Here is an 11,802-nt window from a genome sequence, read left to right as displayed (position 1 = left end):
GGGGGGGTTGCCCCCGGGGGGGGGGGGCGGCGGGGGGGGGGGGGGGGGGGGGGGGGGGGTTGGGGGGGGGGGGGGGGGCCCCCCCGGGGGGGGGCCCCCCCGCCTCCGTACGTCCGCCGTGGCTTCAGTCGCCGCGCACGCGCGCGTGCAGGTGCATGTCGTGCCAGCCGTCCGGGTGGTTCAGGGCGCTGCGCTTGGTGCCCTCCAGGGCGAACCCGGACTTGCCGGCGACCCGGCAGGACGCCTGGTTGGCGGTGGCGTGCATAAGTTCCAGGCGGTGCAGGCCCAGCTCCTCGAAGGACCAGTGGGCCAGGGTGCTCGTGGCGCGCACGGCGACGCCCCGGCCCCGCGCCCGCGCCACCGTCCAGTACGCCACCTCGGCGACTCCGTCCCCGAGCAGGATCTGGCGCAGCGCGACCCGGCCCAGCAGCTCGTCCGTCGCCTCGTCCACGACGGCCCACTGCGCCTCGCGCTCGTCCGCCCACCCCTGATGCCACTGCGCGATCCAGCCGGCGGCCTCCTCGGCGGAGTCGCAGGACCTTATGTGCCACTGCCGCAGGACGGGGTCCTGGAAGGCGGCGTGCACCGCGGGCGCATCCTCGGCCCGCCACGGGCGCAGGACCACGCCGTCGCCGGCGGGGAGAGTGGGCTGGAGGGCACGGGCCAGGGCGCCGGGTGCCACGACCGGGCTGGTGAGATGGGGCATGGCCGACATCCTGCCGAGTACGCGGCCATGGGCGCAGCCGATTTCGGCCCCCGTCCCGGTGACGGTGTCCCCGTACGCTTGACCCCGATGAGACGCCGTACACCGCCCCCGCCCGCCCCGCTCCCCCAGCGCGAGGGGGTCGACCCCGTACGGGTACGGCTGCCCGCGGACGGGGTGTGGGCCACCGTGCGGGAGCATCTGGTGGAGCGGCTGACGGGGGCCGGGCCCGGGATGATCGAGTCGATGTTCGCCGCGGGGCTGGTGGTCGGGGCCGACGGGCGGGCCGTGCCGCCGGACGCGCCGTACCGGCCGGGGATGTACGTCTGGTTCCACCGCGAACTGCCCGCCGAGGTGCCGGTGCCGTTCCCGGTGGAGGTGGTGTACCGGGACGAGCACATCGTGGTGGCCGACAAGCCGCACTTCCTGGCCACGACCCCGCGCGGCATGCATGTCGCCGAGACCGCACTGGCCCGGCTCCGGCGCGAGCTGGGCATCCCGGCACTGACGGCGGCCCACCGCCTGGACCGGCTCACCGCCGGGCTGGTGCTGTTCACGGTACGGCCCGAGGAGCGCGGCGCCTACCAGACGCTGTTCCGGGACCGGCGCGTGCGCAAGGAGTACGAGGCCGTCGCGCCGTACGATCCCGCGCTCGCCCTGCCCCGGACCGTGCGCAGCAGGATCGTCAAGGAGCGGGGGGTGCAGGCCGCCCGGGAGGTCGCGGGCGAGCCGAACGCGGAGACCCACGTGGAACTGGCCGAGCACCGCGCCGGCCTCGGCCGCTACCGACTCGTCCCCACGACCGGCCAGACGCACCAGCTGAGGGTGCACCTGAACGCCCTGGGCATCCCCATCCTCGGCGACCCGCTCTACCCCGAGGTGGCCGCCCCCGAACCCCCCGGCACCTTCCGGCGTCCCCTCCAACTCCTGGCCCGGACGCTGGAGTTCACCGACCCGGTCACGGGCGCGGACCACACGTTCACCAGCGCACGCGAACTCCACGCCTGGACGTCGTACGAGACCTGGGCCGCCGAAGCCCAGCCCCCGGGAGGGACGGGGCTCACTCGCCGTGCCACCAGGCCAGGAGCCGCTGCCAGAAGCCCCGGGGGCGGGTGGGCTGCGGGGTCGCCGGAGGGGTCGGGGGCGGGGTGAGGGTGGCGCGGACACTCACCGGCTGGGAGTCGACGGGCGGTGCCGGGTCGGTGCTCAGGGTGCCGACCTGCCAGTGGGAGCGCTGCTGCGGGACGGGCATGGCCTGCGGCGGCAGGTCGACGTCCTGCTGCGGCTTCGGTTCGAAGCGCACCGGCAGGGCCACCAGGTGCCGGGAGGCGATGGACGACCGCCAGCGCAGGTCCTCCTCGGGGCAGTCGAGCTGGATGTCGGACAGCCGGGTCAGCAGCGCGTCGACGCCGACGTCCGCGATGGCGCGGCCGATGTCCTGACCGGGGCACTCGTGCGGGCCCCCGCCGAAGGCGAGATGCGCGCGGTTGCCCTGCATGCTCGCGGACAGGTCGGGCCGTACCCGCGGGTCGACGTTGCCCGGAGCGGGCGCGAAGAGCAGCCCGTCGCCCTTGCGGATCTGCCGGCCGCCCAGCTCGGTGTCCTGCTTGGCGTAGTAGCCGAAGACGGTGCTGAACGGCGGCTCGTCCCACAGGGACTGCTCGATCGCCTCCGGCACCGTCATCTGGCCGCCGTTGAGCTGGGCGCGGAACCCCGGCTCGGTCAGCACCATGCGCAGCGCGTTGGCGAGGAGGTTGGCCGTGGCCTCGTAGGCCGCGAAGAGGACGACCCGCAGGTGTTCGCGGACCTCGTCGTCGGTGAGCCCGGCCGGGTGGGTGATGAGGTGACTGGTGAAGTCGTCCTCGGGCTCGGCGCGCCGCCGGGTGGTGAGCCGGCTGAGCGCCTCCATGACGTAGGTGTGGCTCTGGATGGCGGTCTCGCTGCCCTTGAGGGCGTCCCGGGCGGCCTGCACCATCCGGTCGTTGTACTCCTCGGCCATGCCGAGGATCTCGCACATCACGGCCATCGGCAGGTGCTCGGCGAACTGGGAGACCAGGTCGGCCCGCCCCCGCTCGCAGAAGCTGTTGACCAGGATCTGGGTGTAGCGGCCGATGTGGCGGCGCACGCTGCGGTGGTCGATGGTCTCCATGGCGGCGGTGACGGCGCCGCGCAGCCGCTTGTGCTCCTCGCCCTCGGCGTGGGAGCAGATGGGCTGCCAGGCGATGTGCGGCATGAGCGGGTGGTCGGGCTTGACCCTGCCCTCGCGCAGCGGGGTCCAGATCCGGCTGTCGCGGGTGAACTGGGAGGCCTGGCGCACCATCTGCAGGTTCTCGGCGTGGCCGAGGACCACCCACATCGGGACGTCGTCGTGGAGCAGCACGGGCGCCACGGGGCCGTGCTCCTCGCGCAGGCGCTCGTACAGCTCGCCGAGGTCCTCCGCTTCGGGGCCGTACAGCCGGCGCGGTCCCGCGGGGACGAGGCCGTGCGCGGGGCAGCCCGGCGGCGGACCGGAGAGGGTGTCGTGCGTGCCGGTCGGGAAGGGGGGTTCAGGCGTCACAGTGGTCGCTTTCGGAACGAAAAGGGGAGGGGTCGGGGGCTGCCGGTCAGGTGAGGGCGCCGGACATGGCGAGCGAGTGCAGGAAGCGCATCAGGGTCATCAGCACGTCCTTGCTGGAGGCCCGGCGGCGCACGTCGCACTCGATGATCGGGATGTCCGGGCTCAGGTCGAGCGCGGTGCGCAGTTCCTCGACGGGGTAACGGGGGGCGTCCGGGAAGGAGTTGACGGCGACGACGAAGGGCACGCCGCCCTCCTCCAGTCGGCCCATGACGTCGAAACTGACCTCCAGGCGCCGGGTGTCGACCAGCACGACCGCGCCGAGCGCGCCTTCGAACAGGCCGTTCCACAGGAACCAGAAGCGCTCCTGGCCGGGGGTGCCGAAGAGGTAGAGGACCAGCTTCTCGGTGATGCTGATGCGGCCGAAGTCCATGGCCACGGTGGTGGCCGTCTTGGAGTCGGAGCCGTAGTCGTCGTCGACCCCGATGCCGGCCTGGGTCATGGTCTCCTCGGTGGTCAGCGGTCTGATCTCGCTGACCGAACCGACCATGGTGGTCTTGCCGACGCCGAAACCACCCACGATCACGATCTTGACCGCGGCCTGCGCCGTGTGCGGCAGGTGGTCCTCGGTGCGCGGGCCGGGGAGGGTGTCAGAGCCTTTGAAGTCCATGCATCACCGCTTCGAGGAGTGATCGGTCGGGGACGGCCTGGCGGACGATGGGGGCGCGCGCGTGCACCAGTTCGGCCGTGATCAGCTCGGTGAGCAGTACGGTCATCGTGCTGAACGGAAGCCTGAGGTAGGCCGAGAGCTCCGCCACGGACAGCGGGGCGTGGCAGAGGCGGAGCACTGCCGCCTGCTCCGGCGTGGCGGAGACCGGTGGCGCGGTACGCGCCACGATCAACGTCACCAGATCGAGTTCGGCGCGGGCGCCGTCGGCCCCGGCGACGGAGTACAGCCGTTCCGGGTTCTCGCGCGGCCCCTGGCCGTCCGCCGCCTCCGGCAGCGCAGGCTGCGACGGCTGGGGTGCCGGCTGGGGCTTCGGGGTCAGGGGCTGCGGCCGGCGCCGCGTGCGTCGTGGAGGGGTCATACGGTCTGCCCGTTCCGCCGGGGCGGACTGGTGAGATGGGTGCCGATCCGGACGACGAGGTCGCGCATCATGCCGCTCATCCGCCCCGGTTCGCAGGTCACGTCGGAAAGCACGGCGAGGAAGGCGCCGGGGCCGGCGTTCATGAGGTAGAAGTAGCCGCCGTCGATCTCGAAGACGACGGTCTTCATGTCGCCGGCCTCGGGCAGCTCCTGGATGATGGCGCTGGCCAGGCTCTGTACGCCCGCGCAGGCGGCGGCCACCCGGTCGGCGGCGTCGGGGTCGCCGCCGTAGCGGGCGATGCGCAGTCCGTCGGCGGAGAGGACCACGATCATCTCGATGCCCGGCACGCCGTCGTTCAGCTGCTTGAGCATCCAGTCCAGGTTGCCTCGCTGCTGGATCACTTGAGGTCCCCCTCGTCGTCGGCCTCGGTGGCGCCCTCGGTGGCGCCTTCGGCGTAGTCGGCCGAATCGTTGAGCAGATGCAGGTACTTGGTCGGGTGAAGCGTGAAGTCGGTCAGTTCGTGGGTGGGGGTGTCCGGCGGCATGCCCTTGCGCAGGCCGTTCCAGAAGTCCTCCATCCAGAGGCCCGGCGGCCGTTCCCTGAGCTTCTTGCGCTCCGGGTCCATCTCGGGCTCGGGCTCGGGCTCCGGCTTGCGCTGCGACCAGATGGTCGGCCGGCCCTCGCGTTCGGCGCGTTCGATGGCGGCCTGTTCGGCGTACCGCTGGGTGAGCGAGGTCCGCACCCGGCTGCGGCGCTGCGGCAGGCCGCCCGCCGTCCACTCGGTGACCTCGGGGACGTCGTCCTCCAGGGAGATCCCGGCGGGGATCTTGGGGCTGGTGGGGCGGCGCTTCTTGGCCGGACGCTTGGGGCCCTCGACGGCGTCCGCCGTCGGGATCTGGGCGGCGGCGGCACCGATGCCGTGGGCCTGCACGGCGCCGACACCGGGCTCGGTGGTCGTCATGACGCGCGGTACGACGAGGATGGCGCGGACCCCGCCGTAGGCGGAGGAGCGCAGCGAGACCTCCATGTCGAACCGCTTGCACAGGCGGCCGACGACGGCGAGGCCGAGGCGCGGGTTCTCGCCGAGGTTGTGCGCGTCCTCGCCGTTCTTCGCGTCCTCGATCATCTGCTCGATGCGGGCGCGGGACTCCTCGCTGAGGCTGACCCCGCAGTCCTCGATCTCGATGACGATGCCCGACTGCACCTCGACGGCGGTGACGTGCACCTTGGTCGTGGGCGGCGAGTAGCGGGTGGCGTTGTCGAGGAGTTCGGCGGCGGCGTGGATGACCGGCTCGACCGAGGTGCCCTTGATGTTGATGTTGACGATGGAGGCGAGGTTGATGCGGCGGTACTCCAGGATGCGCGACATCGCGCCGCGCAGCACGCTGTAGAGGGAGACCGGCTGGGGCCACTGGCGGCCGGGCCGTCCGCCGCCGAGGACGGAGATGGTGTCGGCGAGCCGGCCGATCAGCGAGGTGCCGTGGTCGATGCGCAGCAGGTCGTCGAAGACCTCGGGGTTGCGGCCGTGGTCCTCCTCCATCTCGCGGAGTTCCTGGGCCTGCTGGTGGACGATGGCCTGGACGCGGCGGGCGACGCTCACGAAGGAGCGCTCCGTGGCGTCGCGCATCGAGATCTCCTGGTCGGCACCGCGCAGCGCCATGCGGATCAGTTCGCGGTAGCCGTCGGGCAGGGAGCGCAGGTAGGGGTCCGCGTCGAAGACGTCGCGCACGACGTTGCGGAGCACCTGGCCGCGGCGCAGCCGGTAGAAGCCGTTGGGCAGGACCTCGGTGGCGAAGCGCTCCATCAGCTCGTTGTGGGCGGCGATCCGCTGCTCCAGATACGCCGCGTGACGGGCGTGTTCGGCCTGTACCTCGCGGAGCCGCCGGCCGCGGCGGGCGGCCTCCCCGCCCGTGCCGAGGACCAGCAGCACGGCCAGCGCTCCGCACAGGCCGACGGCGAGCCGGGCCGCGGGCGGTACCAGGGCGACGGCGGCGCCGGCCGCCGCGGCCATCACTATGGCCGGCGGCAGGAGCACACGCGCATAGGGGCGTTCGCGGCGACCGGGAGGCTTCTGAACACTCACCATGGATGCCTTCTGAGACGAATCGGCTGGGTGTCGGGGGAGCTTGCGGGGGGAAGGTGCATGAAGGATCGGGACGTACGGCATGTTTGGGAACAGACGCACGAATAGGCTCAACTCGGTGCGCCGCGGGCGAGCTTAGTCCGACCGGATCATCGCCGTGTCATATTCGGCAAGCACCTGAAATCACCCCCGGAGGAGGAGTAACCTCAACTCCTTTTATACGCACGGCTTTTGTTCGAACACGATGCGTAACGACCGACGGGTGTACGAAGCCCGCTCACCGTGAAGAGTGAAACGGCGACCGCGGCCGCACCTCAGCGGCCACGATCGCCGTTCCGGACGAAGACGGACAGGTCAGCCGACGGACGAGTAGGCGACCACGCCCCGCAGCAACTGGTCGACAGCCTTGCGCGCAGCCTTCCCCACGGTCGAGCCCTCCACGTGAGCCGCCGCGGAGATCTGCCCGAGCACGTCGATGACCTGCTTGCACCACCGCACGAAGTCGCCGGCCGGCATCTCCGCCTCCCGCAGCACCTCGTCGAGCCCCTTGCCGGACGCCCACATGTACGCGGCCCAGGCGAACCCGAGATCCGGCTCCCGCTGCCCGACACCCTCGGTCTGGCTGATCCGGAACTCCTCCTCCAGCCCGTCGAGCCGGCCCCAGATCCGGACCATCTCACCGAGCGCGGCCTTGGCCTTCCCGGAGGGCAGCTTCGGCGCCATGGCGTCGTCGCCGACCCGTGCCTCGTACACCAACGCGGAGACGCAGGCGGCGAGCTCGGCGGGGGCCAGCCCCTCCCACACCCGCTCGCGCAGGCACTCGCTGGCCAGCAGGTCCAGTTCGCCGTACAGCCGCGCGAGCCGCTTGCCGTGCTCGGTGACCTCGTCGCCGCGCAGATAGTCCATCTCGGTCAGCAGGGCCACGATCCGGTCGAAGGTCCGCGCGATCGTGTTGGTACGGCCCTCGATGCGCCGCTCCAGCTGCGAGGTGTCACGCAGCAGCCGGTGGTACCGCTCGGCCCAACGGGCGTGGTCCTCCCGGTCGTTGCACCCATGGCAGGGATGCGCGCGGATCGCCGTGCGCAGCCGTGCGATCTCTCGGTCGTCGGCGGCCTGGGACCGCTTCTTGCGCGCCCGCTCCGGCGGGATGTGCCCGGCCTTGGAGCGCAGCGCGGAGGCGAGGTCGCGGCGGGACTGCGGCGAGCGCGGGTTGAAGGACTTCGGGATCCGCATCCGGTCCAGCGGCTCCACCGGCACCGGGAAGTCCATCGACGCCAGCCGCTTGACCTGCCGTTCGGCGGTCAGCACCAGCGGGCGCGGGCCGTCGTGGTGGTCGAAGCCGCGGTGGCCGTTGGAGCGGCCCGCGGGCAGTCCCGGGTCCAGCACCAGGGCGAGGCCCGCGTACTTGCCCGTGGGCACGTGGATGACGTCGCCCGGCTTCAGCTTCTCCAGGGCGACGGCGGCCTCGGCCCGGCGCTCGGTGGCGCCCTGCCGGGCCAGCTCGGTCTCCCGCTCCTTCAGCTCCCGGCGCAGCCGCGCGTACTCCTCGAAGTCGCCGAGGTGGCAGGTCATGGAGGCCTTGTAGCCTTCCAGGCCCTCCTCGTTGCGCTGCACCTGGCGGGAGATCCCGACGACCGACTTGTCGGCCTGGAACTGCGCGAAGGAGGTCTCCAGCAGCTCGCGCGAGCGGTGCCGGCCGAACTGCTCGACCAGGTTGACCGCCATGTTGTACGACGGCTTGAAGCTGGAGCGCAGCGGATACGTACGGGTGCCCGCGAGACCGGCGAGGTGCTCGGGGCTCATCCCGCGCTGCCAGAGCACCACGGCGTGGCCCTCGACGTCGATGCCGCGGCGGCCGGCCCGGCCGGTCAGCTGGGTGTACTCGCCGGGCGTGATGTCGGCGTGCTGCTCGCCGTTCCACTTGACGAGCTTCTCCAGCACCACCGAGCGGGCGGGCATGTTGATGCCGAGCGCGAGGGTCTCGGTGGCGAAGACGGCCTTGACCAGGCCGCGGACGAACAGCTCCTCGACGACCTCCTTGAAGGTCGGCAGCATGCCCGCGTGGTGGGCCGCGATCCCGCGCTCCAGGCCCTCCAGCCACTCGTAGTAGCCGAGGACGTGCAGGTCCTCGGTCGGAATGGAGGCGGTGCGCTCCTCGACCAGGGCGCGGACCTGCTCGCGCGCCTCCTCGTCGTTGAGCCTCAGGCCCGCGTACAGGCACTGCTGGACGGCGGCCTCGCAGGCGGCGCGGCTGAAGATGAAGGTGATGGCCGGGAGCAGGCCCTCGGAGTCGAGCCGCTCGATGACCTCCGGCCGGCCCGGGGTCCACACGCGCGAGCGCTGTCTGCGCTCCCGCTCCCGGTCGGCCTCGCGCATCGCCCGGCCGCGCCTGCGGTCCTGGTACGACGGCCGGCTGGCCTCCATGCGGGCGAGGCGGACCAGGTCGGGGTTGACGGCCTTCCTGTGGCCCTCGCCCTCCTCGAACAGGTCGTACATCCGGCGCCCGGCGAGCACGTGCTGGAACAGCGGCACGGGCCGGTGCTCGGAGACGATCACCTCGGTGTCGCCCCGGACGGTGTCCAGCCAGTCACCGAACTCCTCCGCGTTGGACACGGTGGCGGAGAGCGAGACCAGGGTGACCGACTCGGGCAGGTGGATGATCACCTCCTCCCAGACGGCGCCGCGGAAGCGGTCGGAGAGGTAGTGCACCTCGTCCATGACCACATAGCCGAGGCCGAGGAGGGTCTGCGAGCCGGCGTAGAGCATGTTCCGCAGCACCTCGGTGGTCATCACGACCACCGGGGCGTCGGAGTTCACGCTGTTGTCGCCGGTGAGCAGGCCCACCTTCGCGGTGCCGTAGCGCCGGCACAGGTCGGCGTACTTCTGGTTCGACAGCGCCTTGATGGGTGTCGTGTAGAAGCACTTCTTGCCCTGCTGCAGGGCGAGATGGACGGCGAACTCGCCCACGATCGTCTTGCCCGAGCCGGTGGGGGCGGCCACCAGTACGCCCTTCCCCGCTTCGAGGGCCTGGCAGGCCTCGATCTGGAAGGGGTCGAGGCCGAAGTCGTACATCTCGCGGAAGGAGGCGAGGGCGGTGGCCTGCTCGGCTGCCCGCCTGCGGGCTGCCGCGTACCGCTCGGCCGGTGAGAGATCCTCTGTCATCGTACTTTCGAGCGTACCGGGCGCCACTGACAACAGGACGATCATTATCCGGATCCCGGGCCGGCCGGCAGACGACGGATGCCCCCGTCCTCGGGGGGCGGGGGCATCGAAGGCGGCGGCTCGGCGGAGGCCGTATCGGATCAGGTCACGTCGTCGTAGCCGTTGACCCGCTCGGTGCCCGCCGGCTCGGGCAGCGCCCGGGTGGCCGGGACGGGCTCGACGTCGCCGATGTCCTCGGGCGTGAGGTCCAGCTCGGAGGCCTCGTCGTCGTCGGGGCCCTGGGCGTCGCGACGGCGCCGGCGCTTGTCGTTGAGCAGCGAGAAGCCGACCGCGCCGAAGTACAGCACCCAGATCGGCCCGGCGAGGGCCAGCATGGACAGCGGGTCGGTGCTCGGTGTGGCCACGGCCGCGAAGACCGTGATGCCGAGGATCATGGCCCGCCACCAGCCGAGCATGCGCCGGCCGGTCAGCACCCCGGTGAGGTTGAGCATGATCAGCAGCAGCGGCAGCTCGAAGGAGAGGCCGAAGACGATCACCATGCGGGTGACCAGCTGGAGCAGGTCGTCGAGCGGCAGCAGGTTCCTGATGTTGCCGTTCGGTGTGAAGTCGATCAGCACCTTGGCGGTGGTCGGCAGCACCTTGTACGCGAAGAAGGCACCGCAGAAGAACAGCGGGGCGCCCGTGAAGACGAAGGCGTAGGCGTACTTCTTCTCGTGCCGGTGCAGACCCGGCGCGACGAAGGCCCACAGCTGGTAGAGCCAGATCGGCGAGGCGAGCACGACACCCGCCATCAGCGAGACCTGGAGGGCCAGCGTGAACGGCGCGAGGAGACCGTTGATGGTGATCTCGGCGCACTGGGTCTTGCCGCTCGACCTGGCCAGCTGCTCGAAGGTCTCCCGGCAACCGACCGAGTCGAGGATCGGCCTCGTCAGGAAGTTGATGATGTCGTTGTAGTAGAAGGCCGCGACGATCGTCACGATGACGATGGCCAGCATCGCCTTCGCGAGCCGGTTGCGGAGCTCACGAAGGTGATCCGCGAGGGGCATCCGCCCCTCGGGATCCTTCTCCTTCTTGCGGGCAGGCTTGAGCAACCCACGTCCTCATCTCGTGCGGCAGGCCGGGGGTTTCCGGCCGTGCGTCAGCGCTGGGTGGTGTCCGTCGGCTCGTTGACCGGCCGCGAGCTGGTCACGTCGCCGGGGGCCGCCTGGATGGTGCGCTGGGCCGGAGGCTGCTCGCCGGAGGTGGGCGCCTGGCTGGAGGCGTTGCCCTCTTCCTTCATCGCCTTGGCCTCGCTCTTGAGGATGCGCGCGGACTTGCCGAGCGAGCGGGCCATGTCCGGAAGCTTCTTCGCGCCGAACAGCAGGATGATGACGACGAGGATGAGAATGATCTCGGGAGCTCCGAGCCTTCCGAACATAAGTCTTTACCTTCTCACCGAGGCGGCTGGGTGGGGTGCTGTCCGACCAGTCGGACATGTGTCCGATGGTCGTGCTGGCAGCGATCGTAACGCTCAGGGGTAAACGTGAGGCAATCCCCGTGCGTACTCCCGGTCCACGGTACGGGCCTCGTTCTCCGCACCGTGACCAGCAGCGTACCTTTCCCGCAGGGCAGCATGACAGGGCGAAGTGACGCAAAGCGCTTGTCCCGCCGGACTCGCGGGCACCGCCCGTCGCTGCTCACAGGGCGTCCACGGCGCGGGCTGTGCTCACCGCCGCCCGCTCCAGATCCTCGGCGGCCCGGTTGATACGGCGCGCGGAGTCCGCCACCTGCTCACCGAGGCGCCGCGCCTCCAGGAACACCCGCACGGCGAGCGCCCCGAGGACGGCGAGACCCAGGAAACCCATGGCTACCGCGAACATCGGCCAGAACATGACGTCGAGACTAGACCGTCCGCCGGCCCGGAACGCGACCGGCTACACCGTGGAGTGCAGCCGCAGGGTCCTGACCCCGCCGCCGGTGAGCAGCTCGACGATCCGCTCCCCGGCGGGCTTGCGGACGGCGGCGCCGCAGTCGGGGCAGATGAAGGAGTAGAACGTCGTCCGGCTGCTGGCGCCGATGGCGAGGCGCAACGCGCTCGCGGCGAGTTCGAAGCGGCCGCGGCAGTCCGGGCAGCCGGCTCTGAACACGACCGGGACCACTCTGCGCATCCCGGCGAACGCGGTCGCCACCGTCATCTCACCCGCACGCTCGCTCACAGGCCTCGCTCCTTCTT

At 71.4% G+C, this 11,802-nt stretch carries 12 protein-coding genes; 1 reads left to right on the top strand and 11 read right to left on the bottom strand.

Annotation, left to right across the window (positions count from 1 at the left end; translation table 11 throughout):
* Positions 1 to 124: 124 nt before the first annotated feature.
* The gene (locus ACIP4Y_RS24830) at positions 125 to 706 is read right to left on the bottom strand and encodes a GNAT family N-acetyltransferase (protein ID WP_401397305.1); all 582 of its coding nucleotides are present in this window, start codon (positions 704 to 706) and stop codon (positions 125 to 127) included.
* 87 nt (positions 707 to 793) lie between these two features.
* On the opposite strand from ACIP4Y_RS24830, the gene ACIP4Y_RS24825 reads away from it, so the two are divergent.
* On the top strand, positions 794 to 1,855 hold the full coding sequence (locus ACIP4Y_RS24825) for an RluA family pseudouridine synthase (RefSeq protein WP_401397302.1): 1,062 nt from the start codon (positions 794 to 796) through the stop codon (positions 1,853 to 1,855).
* Here the strand turns inward: ACIP4Y_RS24825 and ACIP4Y_RS24820 are convergent.
* The 10 genes from ACIP4Y_RS24820 to ACIP4Y_RS24775 all read right to left on the bottom strand — a co-directional run bounded on the left by ACIP4Y_RS24820 (position 1,764) and on the right by ACIP4Y_RS24775 (position 11,764).
* Positions 1,764 to 3,260 carry a cytochrome P450 gene (locus ACIP4Y_RS24820; protein ID WP_401397299.1) on the bottom strand — a complete coding sequence of 499 codons (1,497 nt, stop codon included), beginning with the start codon at positions 3,258 to 3,260 and terminating at the stop codon, positions 1,764 to 1,766. The two genes, ACIP4Y_RS24825 and ACIP4Y_RS24820, sit on opposite strands and share 92 nt — an antisense overlap.
* A 46-nt stretch (positions 3,261 to 3,306) precedes the next feature.
* Complete coding sequence (locus tag ACIP4Y_RS24815; protein WP_401397296.1) at positions 3,307 to 3,927, bottom strand: GTP-binding protein; 621 nt, start codon at positions 3,925 to 3,927, stop codon at positions 3,307 to 3,309.
* Positions 3,908 to 4,345 (bottom strand): DUF742 domain-containing protein, encoded by a 438-nt coding sequence (locus ACIP4Y_RS24810; RefSeq protein WP_358647940.1) that lies wholly within the window; start codon positions 4,343 to 4,345, stop codon positions 3,908 to 3,910. Before ACIP4Y_RS24810 ends, ACIP4Y_RS24815 begins: the two co-directional genes overlap by 20 nt.
* Positions 4,342 to 4,746 (bottom strand): roadblock/LC7 domain-containing protein, encoded by a 405-nt coding sequence (locus ACIP4Y_RS24805; RefSeq protein WP_358647942.1) that lies wholly within the window; start codon positions 4,744 to 4,746, stop codon positions 4,342 to 4,344. The genes ACIP4Y_RS24810 and ACIP4Y_RS24805 overlap by 4 nt, the downstream gene beginning before the upstream one ends.
* A complete protein-coding gene (locus tag ACIP4Y_RS24800; protein WP_401397291.1) occupies positions 4,743 to 6,431 on the bottom strand; it encodes a sensor histidine kinase in 1,689 nt (562 codons plus the stop codon). The genes ACIP4Y_RS24805 and ACIP4Y_RS24800 overlap by 4 nt, the downstream gene beginning before the upstream one ends.
* A gap of 351 nt (positions 6,432 to 6,782) precedes the next feature.
* Positions 6,783 to 9,635: a DEAD/DEAH box helicase gene (locus ACIP4Y_RS24795; RefSeq protein ID WP_401397288.1), complete on the bottom strand. Its 2,853-nt coding sequence runs from the start codon at positions 9,633 to 9,635 to the stop codon at positions 6,783 to 6,785.
* 95 nt (positions 9,636 to 9,730) lie between these two features.
* The gene (gene tatC, locus ACIP4Y_RS24790) at positions 9,731 to 10,681 is read right to left on the bottom strand and encodes a twin-arginine translocase subunit TatC (RefSeq protein ID WP_401397285.1); all 951 of its coding nucleotides are present in this window, start codon (positions 10,679 to 10,681) and stop codon (positions 9,731 to 9,733) included.
* A gap of 47 nt (positions 10,682 to 10,728) precedes the next feature.
* The gene (gene tatA / locus ACIP4Y_RS24785) at positions 10,729 to 11,007 is read right to left on the bottom strand and encodes a Sec-independent protein translocase subunit TatA (RefSeq protein ID WP_358647949.1); all 279 of its coding nucleotides are present in this window, start codon (positions 11,005 to 11,007) and stop codon (positions 10,729 to 10,731) included.
* 259 nt (positions 11,008 to 11,266) lie between these two features.
* A complete protein-coding gene (locus ACIP4Y_RS24780; protein ID WP_401397282.1) occupies positions 11,267 to 11,461 on the bottom strand; it encodes a hypothetical protein in 195 nt (64 codons plus the stop codon).
* Between the two features lie 42 nt (positions 11,462 to 11,503).
* Entirely contained in the window at positions 11,504 to 11,764 is a 261-nt protein-coding gene (locus ACIP4Y_RS24775) for a hypothetical protein (RefSeq protein WP_401397876.1), read from the bottom strand.
* Positions 11,765 to 11,802 lie beyond the last annotated feature (38 nt).

The organism is Streptomyces sp. NPDC088810 (assembly GCF_044750305.1).
In the GTDB taxonomy this organism is placed as follows: domain Bacteria; phylum Actinomycetota; class Actinomycetes; order Streptomycetales; family Streptomycetaceae; genus Streptomyces.
Note: the sequence above shows the minus strand (reverse complement) of the source record. Positions and strands in the feature narration are given on the sequence as shown.

Coding starts and splice junctions, on each gene's coding strand:
- ACIP4Y_RS24815 (WP_401397296.1), bottom strand. CDS start 3,927: ATGGACTTCAAAGGCTCTGACACCCTCCCCGGCCCGCGCACCGAGGAC.
- ACIP4Y_RS24810 (WP_358647940.1), bottom strand. CDS start 4,345: ATGACCCCTCCACGACGCACGCGGCGCCGGCCGCAGCCCCTGACCCCG.
- ACIP4Y_RS24780 (WP_401397282.1), bottom strand. CDS start 11,461: ATGTTCTGGCCGATGTTCGCGGTAGCCATGGGTTTCCTGGGTCTCGCC.
- ACIP4Y_RS24800 (WP_401397291.1), bottom strand. CDS start 6,431: ATGGTGAGTGTTCAGAAGCCTCCCGGTCGCCGCGAACGCCCCTATGCG.
- tatA (WP_358647949.1), bottom strand. CDS start 11,007: ATGTTCGGAAGGCTCGGAGCTCCCGAGATCATTCTCATCCTCGTCGTC.
- ACIP4Y_RS24830 (WP_401397305.1), bottom strand. CDS start 706: ATGCCCCATCTCACCAGCCCGGTCGTGGCACCCGGCGCCCTGGCCCGT.
- ACIP4Y_RS24795 (WP_401397288.1), bottom strand. CDS start 9,635: ATGATCGTCCTGTTGTCAGTGGCGCCCGGTACGCTCGAAAGTACGATG.
- ACIP4Y_RS24775 (WP_401397876.1), bottom strand. CDS start 11,764: ATGACGGTGGCGACCGCGTTCGCCGGGATGCGCAGAGTGGTCCCGGTC.
- ACIP4Y_RS24825 (WP_401397302.1), top strand. CDS start 794: ATGAGACGCCGTACACCGCCCCCGCCCGCCCCGCTCCCCCAGCGCGAG.